Below are 25542 nucleotides of genomic sequence, written 5' to 3' on the forward strand. Positions count from 1 at the left end.
AAGGGCTCCTGACCGATCAGCCGAGGCTGCGTGCGGTGTTGATGACGTTGATGCCGTTGAAACGCGCGGTCGACGAACCGTGCGAGACCGCCGAGACCTGGCCCGGCTGGCCCTTGCCGTCGAAGAACGAACCGCCCAGGCGGTAGTCGCGCTCGTCGGCGACGGCGGTGCAGGCATTCCAGAACTCCGGCGTGCGGATCTGGTAGGCCACGTCTTCCAGCATGCGGGTGATCTGGCCGTTCTTGATCTCGTAGAACAGCTGGCCGCCGAACTGCGCGTTGTAGCGCTGCTGGTCGATCGAGAACGAACCATCACCGATGATGTAGATGCCGTTCTCCACGTCCTTGATCAGGTCCGGCACGCTCAGCGGCTTCTTGCCCGGTGCCATCGACACGTTGGCCATGCGCTGGAACTGCACGCTGGACCACGAGTCGGCGTAGCAGCAGCCGTCGGACTCGGTCTTGCCGAGGATGTGGGCCTGGTCGCGGATGGTCTGGTAATCCACCAGCTTGCCGTTGCTGATCAGGTCCCAGCGCTTGCACTTCACGCCTTCATCGTCGTACGCCACCGCACCGAGGCTGCCCGGCTGGGTCTTGTCGGCGAAGATGTTGACCAGCTCGCTGCCGTACTGGAAATGCTGTTCGCGCTTGTCCAGGGTGGCGAAGCTGGTGCCGGCGTAGTTGGCTTCGTAGCCGAGCACGCGGTCCAGCTCCAGCGGGTGGCCGATCGACTCATGGATGGTCAGCCAGGTGTGCGACGGGTCGAGCACCAGATCGTACTTGCCCGGCTTCACCGACGGGGCCTTCAGCTTTTCCTGCGCCTGCTTGGCGGCGGCGATGGCATCTTCCTTCATGTTGTAGGAAGAGCTGTAGTTGACCACGCCATTCGGGCTGACCACCTTGCCGGCAGCCGCGCCGTCCAGATACTCGTAGCCCAGGCCCATCGGCGAGGACAGGCCTTCGCGGGTACGGAACTTGCCGCTGGACTTGTCGATGGCGGTGATCGTCATCGGTGCCCAGATGCGGTGCACGTCCTGGTCGATATAGGAACCATCGGTGGAGGCGAAGTACTTCTGCTCGTTGACCAGGAACAGCATCGAGTTGACGAAGCTGGCACCGGCGCCCATCGCCGCAGCGTTGACGTCCAGCAGCAGGCCGACCTTGTCCTTGATCGGCACTTCCATCGCATTCTTGCGGATAGGCGTGCGCCAGCTCACCTCACCCACGCCCGGCGCCTTGGCCAGCTGTACCGGTGCGGTCTGCACGCCGGCATTGGCCTTGGCGATTGCTGCGGCCTGCTGCGCGGCCTTGGCTACATCGGCCGTACCCAGCGCATTGGTGGCGGCGAAGCCCCAGGCACCGTTGACGATCACGCGGATGCCCACGCCGGTGGACTCGGTGTTCACCACGTTCTGCACCTTGTCCTCGCGGGTGATCACGAACTGGCGCAGGTAGCGGCCAATGCGCACGTCGCAGTAGGTGGCACCGGCCTGGCGGGCAGCGGCCAGCGCCGCATCGGCCAGGCGCTTCTTCAGCCCCAGGTCCAGCGTGCTCTGCAGTTGTTCGGCGGCAATCGCCTTGCCGAAGAAGGAAGGCACGATCAGCCCGCCCGCGGTAAGCCCGGTCAGGGCCAGGAAGTCACGTCTTTGCAAGGCTGCTCTCCATGTCGAAGGATGGGTGGCTCAAGCGCCGAGACTGCGCGCGGTGTTGATGATGTTGATGCCGTTGAAGCGGGTGGTGGACGAACCGTGCGAGACCGCCGAGACCTGGCCGGGCTGGCCCTTGCCGTCGAAGAACGAACCACCCAGGCGGAAGTCACGCTCGTCGCAGATCGCAGTGCAGGCATTCCAGAATTCCGGCGTACGGATCTGGTAGGCCGCATCCTCGACCATGCCGGCGATCTTTCCGTCCTTGATCTGGTAGTACAGTTGGCCGCCGAACTGCGCGTTGTAGCGCTGCTGGTCGATCGAATACGACCCGCGGCCGTGGATGTAGATGCCGTTCTCCACGTCCTTGATCATGTCCTCGACGCTGAGTGGCTTTTTGCCAGGTGCCAGCGAGACATTGGCCATGCGCTGGAACTGCACGCTGGACCAGGAATCGGCGTAACTGCAGCCGTGCGAGGCGTTGCGGCCGAGGATGTGGGCCTCATCGCGGGTGGCCTGGTAATCGACCAGGATGCCGTCGCGCACCAGATCCCAGCGCTGGGTCTTGACGCCTTCGTCGTCGTAGCCGACCGCACCGAGGCTGCCCGGTTGGGTCTTGTCGGCGAAGAAGGTGACGATGTCGCTGCCCCAGCGGAAACCGGCATCGCGCTTGTCCAGCGTGGCGAAGCTGGTGCCGGCGTAGTTGGCTTCGTAGCCGAGCACGCGGTCCAGCTCCAGCGGGTGGCCAACGTTCTCGTGGATGGTCAGGAACAGGTTGGACGGGTCCAGCACCAGGTCGTACTTGCCCGGCTTCACCGACGGCGCCTTCAGCTTCTCGCGCGCGTGGCGGGCGGCGGCGATGGCGTCCTCGACCGGGTCGTAGGAATCGCGGTAGGCGGTGATGCCCCCGGGCAGCTGCACCTTGCCGCGCGCATCGCCATCGAGGAACTCGTAGCCCATGCCCATCGGCGAGGACAGCCCGGCACGGGTGCGGAACCTGCCGCTGGCCTTGTCGATGGCGGTGGCAGTGAACGGCAGCCAGATGCGGTGGATGTCCTGGTCGATGAACGAGCCGTCGCTGGAGGCGAAGTACTTCTGTTCATTGACCAGGAACAGGGTGGAATTGATGTAGTCGGCGCCCGCATTCAGCGCGGCGGCGTTGAGCGCCAGCAGCAGCTCGACCTTGTCCTGGATCGGCACCGCCATCGCGTTCCTGCGCACCGGGGTCTGCCAGTGCACCTCGCCCACCGACGGCGTCGGTGCCAGCTGCACCGGCCGGGTCTGGATGCCGGCGTTGGCGCGGGCGATCGCTGCGGCCTGCTCGACCGCCGCGCGCACGGCAGCCTCGGTCTGCTGGTGGGTAGCGGCAAAGCCCCAGGCGCCGTTGACGATCACCCGCACGCCGATACCGGACGATTCGCGGTTGGTCACATTGCCGACCTGGTGCTCGCGGGTGATGACCGACTGGTTGAGATAGCGGCCGATGCGCACGTCGCAGTAGCTGGCCTTGGCGGTGCGTGCGGCGGCGAGCGCAACGTCCGCCAGGCGTCTGCGCTGGGCGGTATCGACCGGGGCGAGCAGCTGCTCGGCGGCGATGGCACGGGAATGCGGCAGCAGCAGGCCCGCCAGGCCCAGACCGGAAAAAGCCAGGAACTCACGTCGTTGCACAGCGTTTCTCTCTCTCGCTTGCGTGCGGTTGGCAACGGGCCGGACCGATCACGTCAACTCCTCGACTTTCGCCAGCGCGGCGCGTCCGGGCAAGTGACTGCAGTCATGGTTGGGTGGGTTTCGGCAGGGCTTGCAGCCCTGCACCTGCTCAATGCAACGGCAACGGCAACGGCCAAAGCCAGAGCGGCATTCCGTGGGTTGGTGGGGCGGTGTCGGACTGCGGGGACGCCGCAAGTACGTCCCTGTAGGCTTGGCAGCCACATCCATGCGGCTGACACCCCGCAATCCGACACCGCCCCACCTTCGACAGGTTCACTCGGCTGTTGGTAGGTGTCGACCTTGGTCGACACGTCTGTCAGATATCGATGTCAGATATCGAAATGTATCCGGGGTCAGAGCCGTTCCGACAGACCGCAGAAAACTGTCGAAGGCGGGATGGGTCCGGTTGCGGGGGCGTGAGCGCCATGGATGGATTCACGGCGTCCCCCGCAACCGGATCCACCCCGCCATCCCACAGGAAGCCCGCTGTTGCAGTTGCTTTGGCTGTTGCTGTTGCTCCGGCTCCTGCGGGTGCAGGGCTGCAAGCCCTGCAGACACCCCCTCGTGCACAATGGGGCCGACCCCGCCTGGACACCGTCCATGATGTCGAGCAAGCCGTATTCAGAAGCCTGCGAGCGCAACCGCGAACCCATCGCCACCGCACTCGACCCGTGGATGGGCGACCGCCATCGGCTGCTGGAGATCGGCAGTGGCACCGGCCAGCACGCGGCGTTCTTCGCCGAGCGCTGGCCCTGGCTGCGCTGGCAGCCTAGCGATCATCCGGACCATCTGCCGGGCATCGAGGCCTGGCGCGCGGAGGCGGCGTTGCTGAATCTGCTGCCGCCGGTGGCACTGCAGGTGGAACTCCCCCCGGCGCCGGGCCTGTCGTTGCCCGAGGGCAGCACGTTCGATGCCGCATTCAGTGCCAACACGTTGCACATCATGGGCTGGGAGCATGTGCAGGCGCTGTTCGCCGCGCTGCCGTCGGTGCTGCGGCATGGTGCGCTGCTGGCGGTGTACGGCCCGTTCAACTACGGCGGTCGCTACACCAGCGACAGCAACGCGCAGTTCGATGCCTGGCTGAAGGCGCGTGATCCACGCAGCGGCATCCGCGATGTGGAAGCGGTGCAGGCGCTGGCGGCGGACAACGGCTTCACCCGCCTGGGTGATGTGGCGATGCCGGCCAACAACCGGTTGCTGCTGTGGCGGCTGGGGTGATCAGGCGTCCGGCGACATGCTGGAAAGGCGTGCCGCCGCAGCGCGCAGCCCGTTGAAAATGGGTTCGGACACGTTTACGGGGAAATCACTTGGGAGCTGACGCGTGACCTGCTCGATGGCGGGTTCGACGGCTGCGATCAGCGCTTCGATCCACGGCTCCGCATCATCAGCGACACCACAGGCGCGTGCGGTTTCGTTCCAATGGCGTCGTCGCACAAGGTGCAGCTTCCGGTGGCGATTCTTGCCCTGGACGGACATGGCGAGCTGTGCATTCCGCGGGTCGAGCTGGTTTGGCCCCCTACCCAGGATGGGATGCACCGACAATACGTCGTAGACGGGTGTCAGGCGGAAGCGTCCACCGGCTTCGAGGTAAACACTGAAGTTCTTGGCATGTCCATCGGTTGCAGCCAACATCCAGAAAAGAATCTGCGTCTTGAAGAAGGTCGTCCGATCCTCGAAATGCTCGGATTGTCGAAGCAGATCCATGATGGTCACGATGCCTGGGCCGCCATCGGATTCATACTTCCTGGCAGCGGGCAGACCGAAGACCTGGCACATGTCTTCCTGCGGCAGCCGCAGCCACCACCGGCGATCCGCAGAAAGGCGGCGGTCGAATCGCTCCACAATAAGCGCGCGTTCGTCCTTGAAGCGTCCCATCTGCGTATTCGCAACGGGGATTCCAAAGGCGGAAAGCAGTTGCATGCACAGCCATTCGTTCTCGACGGATTGGTGCATGTCCGCCCGCATGTTGCCCACAATGCCAAGCGGCAGCTTGAAGATATGGGTGGATGGGGTACTGCCGGTAGGAATGCACCACTGGCCAGCATGCAGCAGAAGTCCCGTCTTCTCCTGCGCACCGGCGATGGATATGCGGAACGCATCATCACTGGTGGGTGCGCCAGGTAGATTCCCTGCCGTCACCTGACGCAGGATCGCAGCGACGCCTGATTCGTCCAACGCTTCGCACGTAATCTGCTGGATGTCCCCCGGTGTATGCGAAAGCGGCAGCAGTTGCACTGCGCCGACGCAATCCCGGCCAATGGCTTCGAGAAGATCGAATGTGTCGCTGCTGCGCGTGGAGAACCTGTCGCGGATCCGGTTGCGGATGACGGCGTTGTCGGGAAGAAGGTTGTCGAAGTAGTTGTTGACGACATCGCCCCGATGGCTCTCACCCTCCGGGAGCAGGGGCAGTGAGAGTGACAACGGCCGGGACTGGGCGGAGCTGATCCACGAGTCGACGTACGAAAGCCGGGAAGAGCCGCTCCGGACATCATCCCAGAGCGCGACCTCGACACCATTCATCCAGACCCGCAACGTACCCATGGCTCACCACTCCAACGTTGACGTTGTCTCCGGGGGGCTTCGCTGCTGCAATCTGACTTCCAGACCCAGCACTGCCCAGACCCGCATCAGCCGTTCGAAGCTTGCCGATGCCGGGTCGCGCTCCAATGCGCCTACTGCCTGGCGGCTTATGCCGAGCTGTGCCGCCAACTGCGCCTGGCTCAGGCCCGCCTGGCGCCTGAACGCACGCATCAGCGGTGCCAGTTGTTGAGGTGTCCTCACCGTGTGCAGCGGCCTGTCCATATCGGCAGTCCCCTAGAAAGTGACCGTACGCGAACGTGTACGCAAAGGATAGGTTGCATTACGACAAGCAACCTATCTCTTTCCTTCGCTGGAGGCAACCTATCGATTGCTATCTCAATATGCAATCAATAGGTTGCTTTCGTGCCGTCCGCGGTGCTCAAGCCACCTGCACGATGTGCAGCGCCTTTGGGTTCCGCCACTGCGCCAGCAGGGCGGCTTCGCGCGCCTTGGCCTGCTCGAAATGCGCTTCCTTGACGTGGCCGAAGCCGCGGATGTGCTCGGGCACGCTGGCGATTTCCACCGCCAGCGCCAGGCGGTCGTCATCCAGGCCGTCCAGCAGCAGCTGCACGGTGGCCTCGTAATCGCCGATCAGCTTGCGCTCCATGCGGCGTTCCTCGGTGCGGCCGAACACATCAAGCCGGCCGCCGCGAAGGAACTTCAGCTTGGCCAGCAGGCCGAAGGCCTTGAACATCCACGGGCCGTATTCCTTCTTCAGCAACCGGCCCTGCTCGTCCTTCCTGGCGAACAGCGGCGGTGCCAGGTGGAAGCGCAGCTGGTAATCGCCCTCGAACTGCTGCTGCAGGCGGCGCTGGAAGTCGCCACTGGTATACAGGCGGGCCACTTCGTACTCGTCCTTGTAGGCCATCAGCTTGAACAGGTAACGGGCTACGGTCTCGGTCAGCGCGGTGGAACCGCCGATGCGGTCGGCTTCGGCGGCGCGCACGCGCTCGACCAGGCTGCGGTAGCGGTTGGCGTAGGCAGCGTCCTGGTACTCGACCAGGAACGCGGCGCGGCGCTCGATCATTTCATCCAGCGAGCGCGACAGGCGCGCGTCGTCCAGCGGCAGGAATGCCACGTCGCCACCGTGCGAGGGCAGGCCACGCAGTTCGCGTTCGTCGCCGGTGTTGCGCGGTGCGGCGGTGGCACCCCATTCGTTGCCCTCCCACTCGCCCGGCGGCAGCGGGTGCAGCGGGCCCGGAGTGGATTCGGTATCGGTGTGGCGGTTGCGCACCAGGCCGGCGGCCTGCTGCACGGCCTGCGGGTCGACCACGGCCAGGCGGCCCCAGGCGAAGGCCTGCTGGTTCATCGCCACGGCCGCACCGTTGAGCTCGATGGCGCGCATCAGCGACTCGAACGACAGCGGCACCAGGCCCTGCTGCCACGCATAGCCGAGGATGAACAGGTTGGCGGCGATCGCATCGCCCAGCAGCGCGGTGGCCAGCTGGGTGGCATCCAGCAGCAACGGCTCCTGGCCGCCCAGCGCCACGCGCACACCGGCCACGATGTCGGCGGCGGGGAACTGCATGTCCGGGCGGGTGGTGAAGGTGCCGGGCATTGCTTCGTAGGTGTTCAGCACCACCTGCGAACGGCCGGCACGCACCTTCGATAGTGCCCAGTAATCGTTCACCACCACCATGTCGCAGCCCACCACCAGGTCGGCTTCGCCGGCGGCGATGCGCACGGCGTGGATGTCTTCAGGGCGACGGGCAATGCGGATATGCGTGGTCACCGCGCCGCCCTTCTGTGCCAGGCCGGTCTGATCGAGCACGGTCGCACCCTTGCCTTCCAGGTGGCCGGCCATGCCCAGCAGCGCGCCGATGGTCACCACGCCGGTACCGCCGACGCCGGTGATCAGGATGTTCCAGGGCTGTTCGAGGGTGCCGCGGATGGCCGGTGCCGGCAGGTTGTCCAGCAGGGTGGAAGCATCGCGCTTGCTGCCCTTGCGCGGCTGGCCACCGTGCACGGTGACGAAGCTCGGGCAGAAACCGTTCACGCAGGAATAGTCCTTGTTGCAGTTGGACTGGTCGATCTCGCGCTTGCGCCCGAACTCGGTTTCCTTCGGCAGTACCGACACGCAGAAGCTCTTCTTGCCGCAGTCGCCACAGCCTTCACAGACCAGCGAATTGATCAGCACGCGCTTCTGCGGATCTTCCAGCTTGCCGCGCTTGCGGCGGCGGCGCTTCTCGGTGGCGCAGGTCTGTTCGTAGATCAGGATCGAAACACCCTTCACCTCGCGCAGGCGCTTCTGCACCTCATCCAGCTCGCTGCGGTCGTGGAACTCGACGTCGCTGGGGAAGTGCTCGCGCTGGCCGGTCCACTTGCCGATGTTGTCCGACAGCACCACGATGGTGTGGATGCCTTCGGCGCGCATCTGCTTTGCGATGTCGGGCACGCTCAGCGGGCCGTCCACCGGCTGGCCACCGGTCATCGCCACCGCGTCGTTGTAGAGGATCTTGTAGGTGATGTTGACGCCGGCGGCGACCGCCTGGCGGATCGCCAGCGAGCCACTGTGGAAATAGGTGCCGTCGCCCAGATTCTGGAATACGTGCGGGGTGTCGGTGAACGGCGCCTGCCCGGCCCAGGTCACGCCTTCGCCGCCCATGTGGGTGAAGGTGTCGGTGCTGCGGTCCATCCAGGTCACCATGTAGTGGCAACCGATGCCGGCCAGCGCCCGCGAGCCTTCCGGCACCTGGGTAGAGGTGTTGTGCGGGCAGCCCGAGCAGTAGTGCGGTACGCGCGGGAAGCTGGCGCGCGGCAACGCAAGCTCGGCTTCCTTCTCCTGCATCCACTGCAGGCGCTGCTCGATCGATTCGTTGTTGAAGAACTTCTGGATGCGGCGACCGATCACGCCGGCGATGGTGGCCGGCGTCAGCTCACCGGTGGACGGCAGGATCCATTCGCCGCTTTCATCGTACTTGCCGACGATGGACGGGCGCTGGCCCCAGCTGGCCGGCCAGTTGAAGAACTGTTCCTTCATCTGGCGCTCGATGAAGGCACGCTTCTCCTCCACCACGATGATGTCTTCCAGGCCCTGCGCGAAGCGCGCGATGCCCTGCGGTTCCAGCGGCCAGGTCATGCCGACCTTGTACACGCGGATGCCGATGTCGGCGCACGCGGCTTCGTCCAGGCCCAGGTACTCCAGCGCCTGCAGCACGTCCAGGTAGCTCTTGCCGGTGGTGACGATGCCCAGCCGCGCGCGCGGCGCATCCATCACCACCTTGTCGATGCCGTTGGCGCGGGCAAAGGCCTGTGCGGCCTTCACCGCATAGCGGTGCAGGCGCATTTCCTGGTCCAGCGGCGGGTCTGGCCAGCGGATGTTGAGGCCACCCGACGGCATCTCGAAGTCTTCCGGCAGCACGATGCGGCGCGCCATCGGATCGACCTGCACCGACGCCGACGATTCCACCGTCTCGGCGATCGTCTTGAAGCCGACCCAGCGGCCGGTATAGCGGCTCATCGCCCAGCCCAGCAGGCCCATGTCGAGGATGTCCTGCACGCCGGCCGGGTTCAGCACCGGCATCATCGCGCTGACGAACTCGTCCTCGCTGCCGTGCGGCAGCGTCGAACTGCGGCAGGCATGGTCATCGGCGGCCAGTGCCAGCACGCCACCGTAGCGCGAGGTGCCGGCGGCATTGGCGTGCTTGAACACGTCGCCGCAGCGGTCCACGCCCGGGCCCTTGCCGTACCACATGCCGAACACGCCCTGCACGTTGGCGCCGGGGAACAGGTTGGTCTGCTGCGTGCCCCACACCATGGTGGCGCCCAGGTCCTCGTTCAGGCCCGGGGTGAACTTCACCTTGGCTGCTTCAAGGTGCTTGCGCGCGCGCCATAGCTCCAGGTCGAAGCCACCCAGCGGGCTGCCACGGTAGCCGCTGACAAAGCCGGCGCTGTCGATGCCTTCGGCGGCGTCGCGCAGCCGCTGCATCAGCGGCAGCCGCACCAGCGCCTGCACGCCACTCAGATAGATCCGCCCCTCGCTGCGGGTGTACTTGTGGTCGAGCGTGTAATCACGGTCGAGCAGGTCGGCGGACGAGGGCGAAGTGAGTTGCGCGGTACTGGTCATGGCTGGCCCGGTAGGATCGGCTGGCACCGGCCGCGTGCAGGCACGCGGCGGGAAAGGCGCGAATTGTAGCAGCGGGGCCGCGAGGCCCCGGCACTCGCGCCCGCGGCGGTGCTGGGGTTAGGATCGGGGAGAGAGAGGGAGGCTGCAGTTGCGGCCTGGGGAGAAGGGATGTCAGTTCCAGGAAAGATCCTGGCCAGCGTGCTGCTGGCCTCGGGAGTGGCCACTGCGTGGGCCGCGCCGGCCGTGCCGGCACCACAGGAGTTCTACTTCGACAACGACCTGGCGGCAACGCCGATGGTGGCGGTGCAGGGCGAGGGCGATGAGCTGGTGGCCCAGCTGGTCAAGCTGCGTGAGCGCGGCCGCCGCGCGGTGGAAGCGACGGTGCAGCTGGCATCGGTGGCCGGCGCGCAGGGCCGTGGCGAGCTGGCCGAGCAGCTGTATGGCGAGGCGATGAAAGAGGCGCCGGCACAGAGCAGCAGCGGTCGCAGCGTGCGCTGGAACTACGGTTGGGACCTGCTGCGCCAGGGCAAGCCGGAGGCGGCGCTGGAACAGTGGCTGGTATCGGCCAGCAACGCCCGTACGAAGCCCACCTGGGTGCCACCGACCTATGCGTTGGCATTGTGGCGGATGGGGCAGAAGCAGGAGGCGGTGCAGTGGTATGCGGCTGCGGTACGCACCGAGCCGACGCAGTGGAGTACCACGGCCAACTATGGGCAGCTGCTGCCGCAGTGGCGTGAGGATGAGCGCGCGTCGCTGGCCGAGGTGCAGCAGGCCTGGGCGGCCGCACCACCTGCCTGGCCCTGAGGGAAGGGGTTCGGCCGGGTTGCACCCGGCACCCGCAGAGGCAACAGCTGAAGCAACAGCAACAGCAACAGCCGAAGCAACAGCGGGCTTCCTGCGGGATGGCGGGGCACTGTGGGTTTGCGGGGCCGCCGTAAACCCGTCCTGGGGGCTTGGTCGCCGCATCCATGCGGCTCACACCCCGCAAACCCACAGTGCCCCGCCTTCGACAGATTCCGGCAGCTGTTGGTAGGTGTCGACCTTGGTCGACACGGTAGATCCACGCCATGCGTGGATGAATCTGTAACGGAATCGACTATTCGATATCTGATCGAAATGCAGCTGAATGTGGGCTCGGCTCTACAAAGAGCGGCCGGCCAAGCGCGGCTTTTGATGTTCACAGTCAACCAGCCGCCACGAGGGGCTGCGCCGTTCGCTGGAAACCCCTCAGTCGTCCGCGGAAACCGTCCGCCCCGACGCCCACGCACGCAGTGCTTCTACCTGCTCTGCCATCAGCACCGACAGCGGTCGGGTGGCGCGGATCTCGGTCATCAGCAGCTCGGTGTCCAGCGGCCGGCCCTCGGCATGCGCCGCATACAGGCCAGCCACGATCGCCTGCTCGATCTCGGCGCCGGAAAAACCATTGGCGGCCGCCGCCAGCGCGGGCAGTGCGAAGTCGTCGGCGTTGAGCTGGCGCCGGCCCAGGTGCAGCCGCAGCAGTTCCACGCGCACGTCGGGCGAGGGCAGATCGACGAAGAAGATCTCGTCGAAGCGGCCCTTGCGCAGCAGCTCGGCGGGCAGCTCGTGCACCTGGTTGGCGGTGGCGACGATGAACACCGGCGCTTTGCGTTCGGCCATCCAGGTCAGCAGGTAACCGAGCACGCGGCGTGACACGCCGCCGTCCTCGCCTCCGCTGGCCAGGCCCTTCTCGATCTCGTCCATCCACAGCACGCAGGGCGCGAGTTGTTCGGCCGAGGCCAGTGCCTGGCGCAGGTTGGCTTCGGTCTCGCCGTGGTACTTGTTGTACAGCGCGCCCACGTCCAGGCGCAGCAGGGGCACGCCGAAGCCGGCGGCGGTGGCCTTGGCCAGCATCGACTTGCCACAGCCCTGTACGCCCAGCAGCAGCATGCCGCGCGGCGGGTCCAGCCCGGCCGGGGCGGAGCCGGCAATGAAGGCCACCCGGCGTTGGTTGATCCAGCGCTTGAGCCGGTTGGCACCGGCCACATCGCCGAAGCGCGCGCTGTCATGCTCGAAGAACAGGTGGCCGCTGCGGTTGAGCAGCTCGAACTTCAGCCGCGCCAGCTGTGGCAGGTCGTCGTCGCGCAGTGCGCCGTCGGCGTAGATCAGCTGGCGCGCGATGCGCCGGGCATCGACCAGGCTCAGGCCCTGCAGGTTCTTCAGGATTTTCTTCACCGCCTCGCTGTCGACTTCAACCCGGCGGCCGCCATGCTCGCGCGCATAGGCGTCGGCCTCCTCGCGCAGCATCTTCAGCAGGGCATTGGCATCGGGCAGGCGCGGGTTGAAGCGCACCGCCAGCGCTTCCAGCTCGGCCGGCAGCTCCACTTTGGCACCGATCAGCACCAGCACATGCGGCTCGCTGTGGCGGCGCTGGATCAGGTCGCGAAGGGCGCGCTGGTGGCTGGCATAGCCCAGGTAGGGATGGAAATCGAGCAGCAGGTAGACGCCGCGCTGGTCGGCCTGGCGGATCATCTGCAGGGCCGCGCTGGCGTCGGGCGGCCCGACTGGCGGGTCTTCGCTGTCCAGGTCGATCCGGCGCAGGCCCTCGGTGATCGACCAGCGGTGCAGCGCCCGCCAGACGTGCATCAGCGTCTGCCGGAACAGCTCGACGATGCGACCCTCGTCCTGGGTCTCGATGACGATCAGTGGGGTATTGGCGCGGATCAACGCGCTCAGATCCTGCAGTTCGCTCATGCCGGTTCGATCCTTCGGGGGCGCCACGATAGCAAAGGCGATGGCCGCTGGTTCAGCACGACGCTACCTCCCGTCACCATCACCGGTGTACGCTCGGGGCACGTACCCGGAAGCGAGGCTGGCATGAAGACGATCCTGGTGGCCGGTTCCAAGGGCGGGGTGGGCAAGACCACCGTCGCCACCCACCTGGCCGCGTACGCGGCATTGCAGGGCAAGGCCACGGTGATTGCCGATGCCGACCCGCAGGGTTCCAGCACCCGCTGGGCACAACGCCGTGCCGGGCTGGAAAGCGCGGTGCTCCCCATCGACGTGTATCGGAAGAAGCAGTGGGCGCAGAAGCTGCCCGACGGCACCGACACCGTCATCATCGATGCGCCGGCCGGTGCCCTGGCTGACGATATTCCCCATTTCCTCGACGCAGCCGACGCGGTGGTGGTACCGGTGCTGCCCTCGGCGCTGGACATCGAAGCGATCGTCGGCTTCCTCAACAGCCTGGCCCAGAACCCGCGCGTGCACAGCCGCAAGCTGCCGGTGGGGCTGGTGCTCAACCGTACCAAACCATGGACCCAGACCTCGCAGCAGGCGCTGCAGATGCTGGGTGAATGGCCGTACCCGGTGGTCGCGCAGCTGCGCGACAGCCAGAGCTATGTGGTCATGACCGGCCTGGGCCGCAGCCTGTTCGACTACCGCTCGGCCCAGGTGCGCGAGCACCAGGCCGACTGGGAGCCGCTGCTGTCCTGGCTGAAGCTTTGATGCCTGCGTCACTCTTTCTGCTGCATCCTCTTCTTCATGGAAACCCGCGATGCGTGAACTGATCCTGCTGCGCCATGCCCATGCCGAACCGGCTACCGCCGGCCAGGCCGACCTCGACCGGCCGTTGTCGCCGGTGGGGCTCGCCGAAGCCGAAGCCGCCGGCAAGTGGCTGAAGGAGAACAACCTGCTGCCGGACTGCGTGCTGTGCTCACCGGCGCGGCGCACCCGGGAGACCCTGGAAGCCGTGCTCGGCACCATCGGCTATGTCGAGAAGCGCCTGGAAGACCGCATCTACGAGGCTACCCCCGGCACCCTGGCGGCGCTGGTGGACGACCGCCGTGACCTCGACCGGGTGCTGATCGTCGGCCATAACCCCGGCCTGGAGCGCCTGGTGGCGTTGATGACGGAAGGCACCAGCAGCGACTATCGCGGCATGCCGCCGGCCGGCATTGCCGTGCTCGGCTTCCCGCGCGAGGCCTCGATCGAGCCGGGCGTGGCCAGCCTGAACGCGTTCTGGTGGCCGTGATCCAATGAGCCTGGCGCGGCGCAGCCGCTTTCTGCTGCCCGTGCTGCTGGCTTCCGGCGCGGCCTGGGCTGCCGCGCCACCGCCAACGCCCTTGCCGCCGGTGGTCGCTGAAGCGCACCGGGTCCTGCACCTGGATACCCAGCGCTCGCAGATCGGTTTCGAGGTGCGCACCCGCTTCGGGCAACGCATCGAAGGCCTGTTCCCGCACTTCGAGGGTCGCATCGAGATCCTCTCCGACGGCCGCCATCAGGTGCACCTGAAGATGTTCACGCGTTCGGTCGAGATCCCCGGCAAGGCGCGCTACACCGGCTGGATGCGCGGCGAGGAGTTCTTCGACGCAGGCCGCCACCCGGTGGTCGAGTTCGACTCGCTGCCGTACTGGCCGGAGACCGTGGAAGACGGGGGCGACATCAACGGGCGGCTGACCCTGCGCGGGATCAGCCACCCCGAGACACTGAAGGTCGAGAAGGCGGATTGCGCCCGACCCGGCTATGATTGCGACGTCGTCAGCCGCGGTACCGTGCAGCGAGGCCGGTATGGAATGGACAGCTGGCAGCTTGCCTTGAGTGACCGAGTGACCTTCGTATTGCGAGCGCGCCTGAGCGAGGCGCCGAAACCGTGAACCTCCTGCTGCGTGTACTGGCGCTGGCAACCGTGTTGCTGGGCAGCGGTTGTGCATCGCTGTCCAATGCCGAGCGCGACCGCGCCGAAGCGATCGCCGTGCAGGCGCGCTCGATCCAGGTCGACTGCCAGCGCGCCGACCGCTGCGCACAGGATTCGCCGCTGCGGGCGTTGGCAGGCCGGGCGTTCACCGAATCCACCCCGGAGCAGCCGCGCCACTACGCCACCCTGCTGGACGAGGGGGAGGGCGCCCTGGTGGCGCGCCTGAACCTGCTGCGCAGTGCCACCCGCAGCATCGACCTGCAGACCTACATCTTCGACAAGGACGACAGCGCGCGGCTGGTCATCGACGAACTGCTGGCCGCGTCGCGGCGCGGGGTGAAGGTGCGGGTGCTGATCGACCAGCTCTCTGCGATCTCCGACCTGCAGATCCTCGGCGCATTGTCCGGCGCCCACCAGAACTTCCAGCTGCGGGTCTACAACCCGACCTTCGGCAAGGCCCGGCTGAACTACTTCGATTACGCCGGCAGCGTGCTGTGCTGCTTCCGTCGCTTCAACCAGCGCATGCACAACAAGCTGCTGGTGATCGACGATGCGATCGGCGTGGTCGGCGGCCGCAACTACCAGGACGACTATTACGACTGGGATCGCGAGTACAACTTCCGCGATCGCGACGTCATGATCGCCGGCCCGGAAGCGCGGGCGATGGCGGCCAACTTCGATGCGTTCTGGCGCGCCAAGCGCAGCGTGCCGGCCGAGCGCCTGAATGACGTGGGCCGCACCCTGCTGCGCGAAGGCGTGCCGGTGCTGCCGCCCGCCACGTTCCGCCGCCCGGAGCGGGTGCAGCGGGTCAGCGCTGAAGCCAATGACATGGAGTTCGTCACCCGTTCCTTCGTGGATACCGCGCTGCCGGTGGCCTCGGTGCGCTACGTCGCCGACCTGCCGCGCAAGCACCGCCGCGAGAAGGCCGATGCCCCGCTGGCCGGCCAGCATGTGACCGAGCCGCAGCTGGACGCACTCATTGCCGGTGCGCAGAAGGAAGTGATCCTGCAGACGCCGTACCTGGTGCTGTCCAAGCCGGCGCAGAAGCTGTTCCGCGAGCTGCGCAAGCGCCCGCAGCCGCCGCGCGTGGTGGTGTCCAGCAACAGCCTGGCGGCCACCGACAACCCGATCGTGTATGCGCTGTCGTACAAGTACAAGCGACGCAACATGCGCGAACTGGGCTTCAACATCTTCGAGTACAAGCCGTTCCCGCTGGATGCACCGGTCGACTACCGCAACCTGCTGCCCGACCCGATCGCCGCGCCCGGAGGCGACGACGACGGCGGGCGCAATCCGCTGATCGGCGGCAGCGCCGCTGGCAGCAATGCCGGTGGTGGCAGCGACGGGGATCTGGCCGCGCCCCGCAAGCAGGTGGCGGTGCATCATCCGCGTACCGGCAGTGCCTACCAGAACGCGCGCGAACGTCGCCGCGCCGCCGGCAGCGAGGTGGAAACGCGCCTGCTGCGCACCGAGACGCGTCCGTCGTTCCTGGGCAGCAAGGCGGTCAACAAGCCGTTGCCGGTCACCCGCAAGGGCGCCCGCATGGGCCTGCACGCCAAGTCGCTGGTGGTCGATCGCCGCATCGGCGTGGTCGGCACCCACAACTTCGATCCGCGCAGCGAGAACTACAACACCGAAGGCGCGGTGATCATCGACGATCCGGTGTTTGCCGAGCAGCTGGCCGAGAGCATCCTGCGCGATACCCATCCGCAGAACTCGTGGACAGTGGCGCCGCGGGCCAAGCCGCCAGTGCTGTCGGGCCTGAACTACAGCGTCGGCAAAGCCTCCGAAGCGCTGCCGATCCTCGACTTCTGGCCGTGGCGCTACGCCACCGACTACGAGTTCAAGCCCGGTCCGGACTGCCCGCAGCCGCTGCCACGGCAGGACCCGGCGTTCCACAACTGCTACGTCGCCGTCGGCGACTTCCCCGAAGTCAACGTCGGCCCGAAGTGGCTGCTGGTGCGCATGCTGACTGCATTCGGCGCCGGCCTCGTTCCCATCCTCTGAAGGTGCCCGCATGACCCAGGTATTCCGCGAAGCCGTTTCCATCGAGCAGCTCAACGCGCTCAGCCGCAACACGGCGATCGAATCCCTCGGCATCGTCTTCAGCGCTGCGGGCGAAGACTGGCTGCAGGCCACCATGCCGGTGGACGAGCGCACCCGGCAGCCGTACGGCATCCTGCACGGCGGTGCCTCGGTGGTGCTGGCCGAGACCCTGGGCAGCAGCGCCGGCAACCTGTGCGTGGATACCGGCAAGCAGATCTGCGTGGGCCTGGAAATCAACGCCAACCACGTGCGCGCCGTGCGCTCGGGCACGGTCACCGGCACCGCCCGCGCGCTGCACGTCGGCCGCAGCACCCAGCTGTGGGAGATCCGCATCGAAGACGAGCAGGGCCGGCTGGTGTGCATCTCTCGGCTGACCCTGGCGGTGGTGGCCGCCGGCCACGGTTGAGCCCCCGGCGGGCGTGTTGACGGCGGCAGAACCCAGCGTTCCCCGCCGATTGCCCCGGTCAATGGCGGTTATGGCCTAAATCGGCTGGCAGCTGCTGCGGCGCTCCGGTATCGTGCGCGGATGACTTCCCCCACTCCGGCCCCCCGTGGCGGCGTGGCGCGTGTGTGCCGTTACCTGTACCGCGTACCGCTGCTGTTGGTCCACATCATCGTGTTCCTGCCGCTGATCCTGATCGGCATGCTCCCGCCGTGGGGCGAGCTGCGCGTGGGCGAGGATACCTTCGGGGCGAAGGTGGTGAACTGGTGGCAGGGCGGCCTGATGTGGATCTTCGGCTTCCGCCTGTCACGGGTGGGCCAGCCCTTGCCCGGTGCCGTGCTGTTCGTCGCCAACCACGTCAGCTGGGTCGACATCTCCATCCTGCACAGCCAGCGCATGATGGGCTTCGTCGCCAAGCGCGAAATCGCCAGCTGGCCGCTGGTCGGTTGGCTCGCCGCGCGCGGGCAGACCATCTTCCACCAGCGCGGCAATACCGAATCGCTCGGTGGCGTGATGCAGGTGATGGCCGATCGCCTGCGTGCCGGCAAGGCAGTAGGCGTGTTCCCGGAAGGGCGCACCCGCGGTGGTCATGAAGTGGGGCCGTTCCATGCCCGCATCTTCCAGGCCGCGGTCGAAACCGGTGTTCCGGTGCAGCCTGTGGCGCTGGTCTATGGGTTCAAGGGTGACGCACAGACCATCGTGGCATTCGGCCCGGGCGAGAGTTTCGCCGCCAATTTCCTGCGCCTGCTGGGTGAGCCGGCGCGGCATACCGAAGTGCATTTCCTGGAGCCGATCGGTACCCAGGACCTGGAAGGCCGTCGACGCATCGCGGAAACCTCGCGCGCGCGCATCGTGGCGGCCATGAGCACCGGCTGAGGGCACGGTGGCCCTGGTCCCGCCACCCGTCCTGGACGCCGGTACACCGACGTTGCATGCGACTGACTACCAGCCGCCGCGCTGGCTGCGCAATCCGCACCTGCAGTCGATGCTCAGCTCCAGCCGCATGCGCCTGCAGCGCGGCCTGCTGCTGCTGGCCGCCACCGGTGCGGTCAGCGAAGAGCTGATCCTCGATGGTGGTGATGGCGTGCGCCTGCAGGGCTGGCACAGCCATGTCGAAGGCCGCGAGCCCAAGGGCATCGCGCTGCTGCTGCATGGCTGGGAAGGCAGTGCCGAATCCAGCTACATGCGCATGGCCGCCGCGCGCATGATCGAGCAGGGCTTCGACGTGGTGCGGCTGAACTTCCGCGACCACGGCAACACCCATCACCTGAACCCCGGCATCTTCCACTCCAATCTCATCGATGAAGTGGTGCACGCCGCGGGCGATATCGCCCAGCGCTGGCCGCAGCTGCCGCTGGTGGCCGCCGGTTATTCGCTGGGTGGCAACTTCGTGCTGCGCCTGGCCCTGCGCGCGCCGGCGGCCGGCGTGCCGCTGCTGCGCGTCGCCTCGGTGTGCCCGGTGCTGGACCCGGCGCTGACGATGGAGAGCATCGAGAACGGCCCGGCGATGTACGACTGGTACTTCCGCCGCAAGTGGGCCGGCTCGCTGCGCCGCAAGCGCGATCTGTTCCCCGAGCTGAGCGACTGCGACGACCGCGTGCTGAAGCTGGACATCCGCGCGCTGACCGCCTGGCTGGTCGAGCGCCACACCAGCTTCGGTTCGCTGCAGGCCTATTTCGACGGCTACTCGATCGCCGGCGACCGCCTGTCGTCCCTGCAGGTACCGGCCGACATCCTGATGGCGCAGGATGACCCGGTGATTCCGTACGCGACCTTCAGCAACTGGCAGCTGCCGGGCCAGGCGCGCCTGGAAACCGCCTGCTGGGGCGGCCACTGCGGGTTCATCGAAAACTGGCGCGGCGACGGCTTCTCCGAGCGCTGGGTGGCGCAGCGCCTGCAGCGGGTGCTGGCGGGCTGAACCGGCACCGGTGCGTGGACCGCTACAATGCGGGTTTGCACTTGAACCGGACCGCCATGCAAGACCAGATCATCCAAGCGTTGCGCCAGAACCAGGCCGACCAGGCCGTGCAGCTGGCCCAGGCGTGGACCCGTGATGAACCCGGCCAGGCCGAAGCCCACCGCTGGCTGGCGCTTGCGCTGCAGCAGCAGGGCAAGGCCGAGGATGCGATGGAGGCGCTGCAGCAGGCGTTGCAGCTGGCCCCCGATGATGCCCAGCTGCACCTGCAGCACGCTGGCCTGCTGCTCGCCCTGCGCCAGTATCAGGGCGCTGACGAAGCGCTGGCACGTACCACCGGGCTTGACCCGAATTCCTTCGCCGCCTATCTGATGCAGGCGCACCTGGCGATCGGCCGCAACGACTTCGATGAAGCCCAGCGCCTGTCCACGCTGGCCTCGCGCGTAGAGCCGGACCACCCGGAACTGCTGACCATCGACGGCATGATCGCGCTGCGCCGCGACGACCCGGATCGTGCGCTGACGCTGCTGTCCGCGGCCAACCAGGCGCAGCCCAACGACACCCGCGTGCTGTACGCACTGGGCTTCGCCTACCTGGGCAAGGACATGCTGGCCTTCGCCGAGCAGGCGTTCCGCCGCGTGCTGGAACTGAACCCGGCCATCAGCTCGCTGCATGGCCTGGTAGTGCAGTTGGCGCTGCGCCAGGGCAACCTGGAGGCGGCTGCCGAAGCGATGCAGATCGCGCTTCAGCAGGAAGGCATGGATACGCCGTCGATGCGTCGCCTGGCCGGTGAACTGTCGCTGCGCGGCGGCCAGCCGCTGCAGGCGCTGGACCATCTGCTGCCGTTGCTGGAATCGATCCCCGACGACCGCCAGGTGCTGCAGCTGCTGCTGATGTCCTGGCAGCGCCTGGGTCGCGAAGACGAGGCCCGCGCGCGCCTGGACGCGGCCCTGGAACAGCATCCGCAGCTGCACGACCTGTGGCTGGCACGCCTGGCCGTGGAAGAAGTCGGCAGCCCGACCGCCGCGGCGACCGTGGAGCGCTGGATGGACGCGATGCCGGGTCATCTGCCGGCACTGGAGGCACGCCTGCGCCTGCATGACATGGTGGGCGAACACGAACAGGCCGAAGCCATCGCCGAACGTATCGTCAGCCTCGAACCGGGCCGCGTCAGTGGCGAAACACGCCTGGTCGAAGGCCTGCTGCAGCGTGATCCGGTTGCCGCGATCGCGCGCGTGCAGGCGCTGATCGACAGGGCGCCGGACGGCCATCGCGCCGACCTGCGTACCTGGCTGGGTGAAATCCAGGACCGCGCTGGCCAGCCGGAACAGGCGCTGCAGACGTGGATGGCGCTGCAGGCCGACCAGGCACCGCAGCGCCTGCCGCTTCCACCGCAGGCCAAGGCGCCGCCGAGCTGGCCGGAGAAGGGCGAGATCGACAGTGATGCCAGCTCCGCCCCGATCTTCCTGTGGGGTGCGCCGGGTTCGGGTGTGGAGCGGGTTGCGACCGGCCTGGCGGCCGCCAGCCCGGTGCTGCGCAGCGACCGCTACACCAGCCATCCGCCGGATGATGCATTCCAGAACTACCACACGCTGCAGGACCTCGCCTCCGGCGTGCTGACCCCGGAGCGGCTGGTGCAGCGCTGGCGCGAGCAGCTGCCGACGCGTGGCCTGCAGGGTGATGCCGTCATCGACTGGCTGCTGTGGTGGGACAACGCCCTGCTGTGGGCGCTGCGCCCGCAGCTGCCGCAGGGACGACTGGTGCTCGTACTGCGTGACCCGCGCGACATGCTGCTGGACTGGGTGGCCTACGGCGCTGCCGCTCCGCTGGCGATGACCTCGCTGGCTGAAGCCAGCGAATGGCTGGCGCGCGGGCTGGCGCAGGTTGCCACCCTGCATGAGGAAGAACTGTATCCGCACGTGCTGCTGCGCATCGACCAGATCGGCAATGATCCGCACGCGATGGCCGAGCTGCTGGGACGCCTGTTCGAGCGGCAGATGCCGCCGGCCGCACAGCTGGGCGCACCGCGCTTCCCGCCGGGCCACTGGCGCAACTACCGCGACGTGATGAGCGCCGCCTTTGCCAAGCTCACCCCGATTGCGGTGCGCCTGGGTTACCCGGAAGAGTAAGGAGAAGCCGATGCAACTGAGCAGCCACAGCCTGACCAACGGCGCGCCGATCGACCGCGCGTTCGCCGCCGGCGATGCCACCGGTTTCGCGCCGGACCGCAATCCGCACCTGGCCTGGAACGGCGCACCGGAAGGCACACGTTCGTTCCTGCTGGTGTGCGTGGACCCGGATGTGCCGACCGTTGCGGAAACGGTCGGCCGCAGCGACATGACCGTGCCGCGCGACCAGCCGCGCTGCGACTTCGTGCACTGGGTGATGGCCGATATTCCGGCCGCGGTGCAGGAGATCGCCGCCGGCAGCTGCAGCGATGGCTTCGTGGTGAAGGGCAAGACCGCACCGGCTGGCCCGGCGGGCAGCCGCCAGGGCCTGAACGACTTCACCGGCTGGTTTGCGGGCAACCCGGACATGGCCGGCGATTACCTGGGCTATGACGGCCCGTATCCGCCGTTCAACGACGAACGCGTGCACCGCTATTTCTTCCGCGTGTTCGCGCTGGATGTGGCCTCGCTGGAGCTTCCGGCGCGCTTCACCGCCGCCGACGCATATCGCGCCATGCACGGCCACGTGCTGGCCGAAGCCGCACTGCATGGCACCTACACGTTGAACCCGGCGCTGGGCTGAGCGGCACGATGGGGAGAGCCGGCCGCTGGCCGGCTTTGCTTCTGTAGTGTCGAGCCACCATGAAAAGGGGCAGCCGGCCAGCGGCCGGCTCTACCCACCACGAAGAAGGGCGGCCTTTCGGCCGCCCTTCCATCGTCTTACTTCTTCTCGATGGCCGACTCGACCACCATGTCCAGCACGTACGCCTGCGACGGCGCATCGGCCGGCGGGTTCTTCACTTCGTAGCGCTTCACGCGCACCACGTTGCGCACGCCGTCCTCGTGGGTGTAACCCTCGATGTTGCCGTAGAAGTTCTCGAACTTGCCCGGCTCACCCTGCTTCAGGCCCTTGTCGTCGAACTTCACTTCACGCACCTGCAGGCACTGGTAGTCCGGGATCAGCGGGTGCGAGCACTTCTCGGTCTTGGCGGCCACTTCCAGGAATACGGTTTCGCCGGCGCCGCCGTAGCGGGTTTCAGCGGTCGGTTCCGGGTTGAACACCAGCACGTCGCCCTTCGCGTTGGTCAGGGTCAGCTTGCCATCGGCATCCTGCTCGGCCTTCAGCTCGCCCTGCAGGCGGCTCGACACAGCCTCGTCCAGTGCCATCAGCGCCTTGTCGGTGCAGGCCATCATGGTCGAGGCCATCGCACTGACCGTCAGCTTGCCGTCGGCCAGGGTGTAGCCGCCACCCATGTGGTTGCAGGCGTTGCTGACCGACAGGCGGCCATCAGCGAAGTCCAGGGTGACCGGCTTGTCTTCGCGGGCGAACAGCGCGTCGATGCGCTTGCCGTCGGCGGCAGTGGCCTGCTGCAGCAGCCAGTGCTGGCTCTGCAGGCGCTGCGCGTCCAGGTGCGCCAGCGTCTGCTGGTCTGCTGCCTTGGCCGCGGCCGGGGCCACGTCGTCGCCGCCGGTGCCGGCCGGGGCCGGGGTCTGGCTGCAGGCGGCCAGCAGGGCCAGCGGGAGGAGCAGGGTGAGCTTGCGGTTCATGGTGATTCTCCTTGGGGAACCGTGGGGGAAACGGGGTGGGGCCGGCAATGGGGTTACCGTGCCCCGGCGCTGTTCAGCTGCCGGACGGCAACCACAGCAGCAGCGCGGCGCCCAGCGCGATGCGGTAAAGCGCGAACGCGGTGAACCTGTGCGATTTGATGTAGCCCATCAGCCACTTCACTACGACGAAGCCGGTGACGGCCGCGGCAAGGAAGGCCACGCCCACCTCGGTCCAGTTCTCGCTGCTCAGCTGTCCGGCCTTGGCCATTTCCAGGAAGGTGTAGGCGCTGGCGGCGAACATGGTGGGAATGCCAACCAGGAACACGAACTCGGCGGCGGCCGCGCGGCGGCTCAGGCCCAGCAGCATGGCCAGGAAGATCGCCGAGGCCGAACGCGAGGTGCCGGGGAACACGCCGGCCACCACCTGCGCCAGGCCGACGCCGATCGCCACGGTCCAGGTCACCTGGTCGCGGTCGGGCAGGCGCGCGGTGTAGGCCTCCACCAGCAGCATCCAGATGCCACCGATGATCAGTGCCCAGGCCACCGGGCTGACCGTCTCGGGCAGCGACCAGCCGGCTTTGCGCACCACCAGGCCGACCACGGCGGTGACCAGGAAGGCCGCGCCCAGCTTGAATACGTACTCGCGGTTCTCGCGCTGCCCGAAACCGGTGGCCAACTGCAGCAGGCGCTGGCGGAACACCAGTACCACCGCCACGATCGCGCCGGCCTGGATGACGATGTTGAAGAAGTCCGAACGGGCACCCAGCCAGTGCTGGGCGATGAGCAGGTGGCCGGTGCTGGAGATCGGCAGGAACTCGGTCAAGCCTTCGAGGATGCCCAGCAACAGGGCGGAGAGCAGGTCGGACATGGACGGTGCGGGCACGCGCGGCAGGAAGGAAGAAGGTCGAGAGGATAGACGATCACTGCCGCACCAAACGGGTGCGTCCGCTGTCGGCTGCACCCATTTGGTGCGCACGGTTCTGCACCGCTGCGGGGCGGCCTTTTTGAAATCAATGACTTGCAGCCTGCGAAAAGTTGGCACGGTCGTTGCTGTACCTCAGCAGGCATTCATCCCCATCCGAGGTCGTACCGATGTCCGTGGAAAACGTTGAGAAGCTGATCAAGGACAACCAGATCGAGTTCGTCGACCTGCGCTTTGTCGACATGCGTGGTGTTGAGCAGCACGTGACCTTCCCGGTCAGCATCGTTGAGCCGTCGCTGTTCGAAGAAGGCAAGATGTTCGATGGCAGCTCGATCGCCGGCTGGAAGGGCATCGCCGAATCGGACATGGTGCTGCTGCCGGATACCGCCAGCGCCTACGTCGACCCGTTCTACGCCGATCCGACCATCGTGATCAGCTGCGACATCCTCGACCCGGCCACCATGCAGCCGTATGGCCGTTGCCCGCGCGGCATCGCCAAGCGCGCCGAGGCCTACCTGAAGTCCTCCGGCATCGCCGAAACCGCGTTCTTCGGCCCGGAGCCGGAATTCTTCATCTTCGATTCGGTCCGCTTCGCCAATGAAATGGGCCACACCTTCTTCCAGGTCGACTCGGAAGAAGCGGCGTGGAACAGCGGCGCCAAGTACGACGGCGCCAACAGCGGCTACCGTCCGGGCGTGAAGGGCGGTTACTTCCCGGTGCCGCCGACCGACACCCTGCACGACCTGCGCGCCGAGATGTGCAAGACCCTGGAACAGGTCGGCATCGAAGTGGAAGTGCAGCACCACGAAGTGGCCACCGCCGGCCAGTGCGAGATCGGCACCAAGTTCAGCACCCTGGTGCAGAAGGCCGACGAACTGCTGCGCATGAAGTACGTGATCAAGAACGTCGCGCACCGCAACGGCAAGACCGTCACCTTCATGCCCAAGCCGATCGTCGGCGACAACGGCAGCGGCATGCACGTGCACCAGTCGCTGTCCAAGGGCGGCACCAACCTGTTCTCCGGTGACGGCTACGGCGGCCTGAGCCAGCTGGCGCTGTGGTACATCGGCGGCATCTTCAAGCACGCCAAGGCCATCAACGCCTTCGCCAACTCGGGCACCAACAGCTACAAGCGCCTGGTGCCGGGCTACGAAGCACCGGTGATGCTGGCCTACTCGGCCCGCAACCGTTCGGCTTCGTGCCGCATTCCGTGGGTGTCCAACCCGAAGGCACGCCGCATCGAAATGCGCTTCCCGGATCCGATCCAGTCCGGCTACCTCACCTTCACCGCGCTGATGATGGCCGGCCTGGACGGCATCAAGAACCAGATCGACCCGGGCGCACCGAGCGACAAGGACCTGTACGACCTGCCGCCGGAAGAAGAGAAGCTGATCCCGCAGGTCTGCTCCTCGCTGGACCAGGCGCTGGAAGCGCTGGACAAGGACCGCGAGTTCCTGAAGGCCGGCGGCGTGATGAGCGATGACTTCATCGACGGCTACATCGCGCTGAAGATGCAGGAAGTGACCAAGTTCCGCGCGGCCACCCACCCGCTGGAATACCAGCTGTACTACGCCAGCTGACCGGTGGCGATGGCGGTGGGCTTCCCCCTCCCACCCGCCGCCATCGCTTCCGTCTTCGCGGCTGGGGAGCCGCAGGGCGGGCCCCGGTCCGCCGTGGTAGAGCGGACCCCGACCCGCCGTGGTAGAGCGGGCCGCTGGCCCGCTGCAGTAGAGCGGACTGTTAGTCCGCTGAAACAGGGGCAAGAGAGACCGGATACGCGACCAGGGCCGCCCTCCCTCCCGCGTCGGTCGTGCAAGGAGAGAGGCACGGCCGTCCCGGCCCTGTACGT

At 67.0% G+C, this 25542-nt stretch carries 20 protein-coding genes; 12 read left to right on the forward strand and 8 right to left on the reverse strand.

Features of this window, described 5'->3' with window-relative positions; genetic code table 11:
* Positions 1-16: 16 nt before the first annotated feature.
* Both N7573_RS07165 and N7573_RS07170 read right to left on the reverse strand, forming a co-directional pair.
* On the reverse strand, positions 17-1651 hold the full coding sequence (locus N7573_RS07165) for a TldD/PmbA family protein (protein ID WP_032128710.1): 1635 nt from the start codon (positions 1649-1651) through the stop codon (positions 17-19).
* A 30-nt stretch (positions 1652-1681) separates the two neighbouring features.
* A complete protein-coding gene (locus tag N7573_RS07170; protein WP_277778855.1) occupies positions 1682-3313 on the reverse strand; it encodes a TldD/PmbA family protein in 1632 nt (543 codons plus the stop codon).
* Between the two features lie 642 nt (positions 3314-3955).
* Here N7573_RS07170 and N7573_RS07175 point away from each other — a divergent pair.
* On the forward strand, positions 3956-4570 hold the full coding sequence (locus tag N7573_RS07175) for a DUF938 domain-containing protein (protein ID WP_049462868.1): 615 nt from the start codon (positions 3956-3958) through the stop codon (positions 4568-4570).
* On the opposite strand, the gene N7573_RS07180 is transcribed toward N7573_RS07175, so the two are convergent.
* From N7573_RS07180 to N7573_RS07190, 3 genes are all read right to left on the reverse strand, one after another.
* Complete coding sequence (locus N7573_RS07180) at positions 4571-5893, reverse strand: type II toxin-antitoxin system HipA family toxin (protein WP_279913748.1); 1323 nt, start codon at positions 5891-5893, stop codon at positions 4571-4573. It lies immediately after the preceding gene.
* A 3-nt stretch (positions 5894-5896) separates the two neighbouring features.
* Entirely contained in the window at positions 5897-6154 is a 258-nt protein-coding gene (locus tag N7573_RS07185; protein ID WP_004134030.1) for a helix-turn-helix transcriptional regulator, read from the reverse strand.
* Between the two features lie 157 nt (positions 6155-6311).
* Positions 6312-9998 carry an indolepyruvate ferredoxin oxidoreductase family protein gene (locus N7573_RS07190; RefSeq protein ID WP_049421094.1) on the reverse strand — a complete coding sequence of 1229 codons (3687 nt, stop codon included), beginning with the start codon at positions 9996-9998 and terminating at the stop codon, positions 6312-6314.
* Positions 9999-10166: 168 nt separating this feature from the next.
* Between N7573_RS07190 and N7573_RS07195 the strand changes: the two genes are divergently transcribed.
* A complete protein-coding gene (locus N7573_RS07195; protein ID WP_032128715.1) occupies positions 10167-10802 on the forward strand; it encodes a hypothetical protein in 636 nt (211 codons plus the stop codon).
* Positions 10803-11225: 423 nt separating this feature from the next.
* On the opposite strand, the gene N7573_RS07200 is transcribed toward N7573_RS07195, so the two are convergent.
* A complete protein-coding gene (locus N7573_RS07200; RefSeq protein WP_049398189.1) occupies positions 11226-12710 on the reverse strand; it encodes an AAA family ATPase in 1485 nt (494 codons plus the stop codon).
* A 123-nt stretch (positions 12711-12833) separates the two neighbouring features.
* Between N7573_RS07200 and N7573_RS07205 the strand changes: the two genes are divergently transcribed.
* The 9 genes from N7573_RS07205 to N7573_RS07245 all read left to right on the forward strand — a co-directional run bounded on the left by N7573_RS07205 (position 12834) and on the right by N7573_RS07245 (position 21806).
* Positions 12834-13463 carry a ParA family protein gene (locus N7573_RS07205; RefSeq protein ID WP_010487235.1) on the forward strand — a complete coding sequence of 210 codons (630 nt, stop codon included), beginning with the start codon at positions 12834-12836 and terminating at the stop codon, positions 13461-13463.
* A gap of 49 nt (positions 13464-13512) precedes the next feature.
* A complete protein-coding gene (locus tag N7573_RS07210) occupies positions 13513-13989 on the forward strand; it encodes a histidine phosphatase family protein (RefSeq protein ID WP_279913490.1) in 477 nt (158 codons plus the stop codon).
* Between the two features lie 4 nt (positions 13990-13993).
* The gene (locus tag N7573_RS07215; protein ID WP_032128717.1) at positions 13994-14611 is read left to right on the forward strand and encodes a YceI family protein; all 618 of its coding nucleotides are present in this window, start codon (positions 13994-13996) and stop codon (positions 14609-14611) included.
* Positions 14608-16659, forward strand: a complete 2052-nt coding sequence (locus N7573_RS07220; protein WP_049462234.1) for a phospholipase D family protein — start codon at positions 14608-14610, stop codon at positions 16657-16659. The genes N7573_RS07215 and N7573_RS07220 overlap by 4 nt, the downstream gene beginning before the upstream one ends.
* A 10-nt stretch (positions 16660-16669) precedes the next feature.
* Positions 16670-17104 (forward strand): hotdog fold thioesterase, encoded by a 435-nt coding sequence (locus N7573_RS07225; RefSeq protein WP_032128719.1) that lies wholly within the window; start codon positions 16670-16672, stop codon positions 17102-17104.
* A 120-nt stretch (positions 17105-17224) separates the two neighbouring features.
* Positions 17225-18016, forward strand: a complete 792-nt coding sequence (locus N7573_RS07230) for a lysophospholipid acyltransferase family protein (RefSeq protein WP_049398187.1) — start codon at positions 17225-17227, stop codon at positions 18014-18016.
* A 52-nt stretch (positions 18017-18068) separates the two neighbouring features.
* The gene (locus tag N7573_RS07235) at positions 18069-19058 is read left to right on the forward strand and encodes an alpha/beta fold hydrolase (protein ID WP_049462242.1); all 990 of its coding nucleotides are present in this window, start codon (positions 18069-18071) and stop codon (positions 19056-19058) included.
* A 56-nt stretch (positions 19059-19114) separates the two neighbouring features.
* Complete coding sequence (locus N7573_RS07240) at positions 19115-21184, forward strand: tetratricopeptide repeat protein (RefSeq protein WP_279913491.1); 2070 nt, start codon at positions 19115-19117, stop codon at positions 21182-21184.
* A gap of 10 nt (positions 21185-21194) precedes the next feature.
* Complete coding sequence (locus tag N7573_RS07245; RefSeq protein WP_279913492.1) at positions 21195-21806, forward strand: YbhB/YbcL family Raf kinase inhibitor-like protein; 612 nt, start codon at positions 21195-21197, stop codon at positions 21804-21806.
* Between the two features lie 137 nt (positions 21807-21943).
* On the opposite strand, the gene N7573_RS07250 is transcribed toward N7573_RS07245, so the two are convergent.
* Positions 21944-22771, reverse strand: a complete 828-nt coding sequence (locus N7573_RS07250) for an META and DUF4377 domain-containing protein (protein WP_012509681.1) — start codon at positions 22769-22771, stop codon at positions 21944-21946.
* Between the two features lie 73 nt (positions 22772-22844).
* Entirely contained in the window at positions 22845-23639 is a 795-nt protein-coding gene (locus tag N7573_RS07255; RefSeq protein ID WP_180844556.1) for an undecaprenyl-diphosphate phosphatase, read from the reverse strand.
* A gap of 224 nt (positions 23640-23863) precedes the next feature.
* Here N7573_RS07255 and glnA point away from each other — a divergent pair, with 224 nt between their 5' ends.
* Entirely contained in the window at positions 23864-25273 is a 1410-nt protein-coding gene (glnA, locus tag N7573_RS07260; RefSeq protein ID WP_004153533.1) for a type I glutamate--ammonia ligase, read from the forward strand.
* The last annotated feature ends 269 nt before the right edge of the window (positions 25274-25542 follow it).

The sequence above is a fragment of the Stenotrophomonas sp. GD04054 genome, assembly GCF_029836955.1.
GTDB lineage: Bacteria > Pseudomonadota > Gammaproteobacteria > Xanthomonadales > Xanthomonadaceae > Stenotrophomonas > Stenotrophomonas maltophilia_A.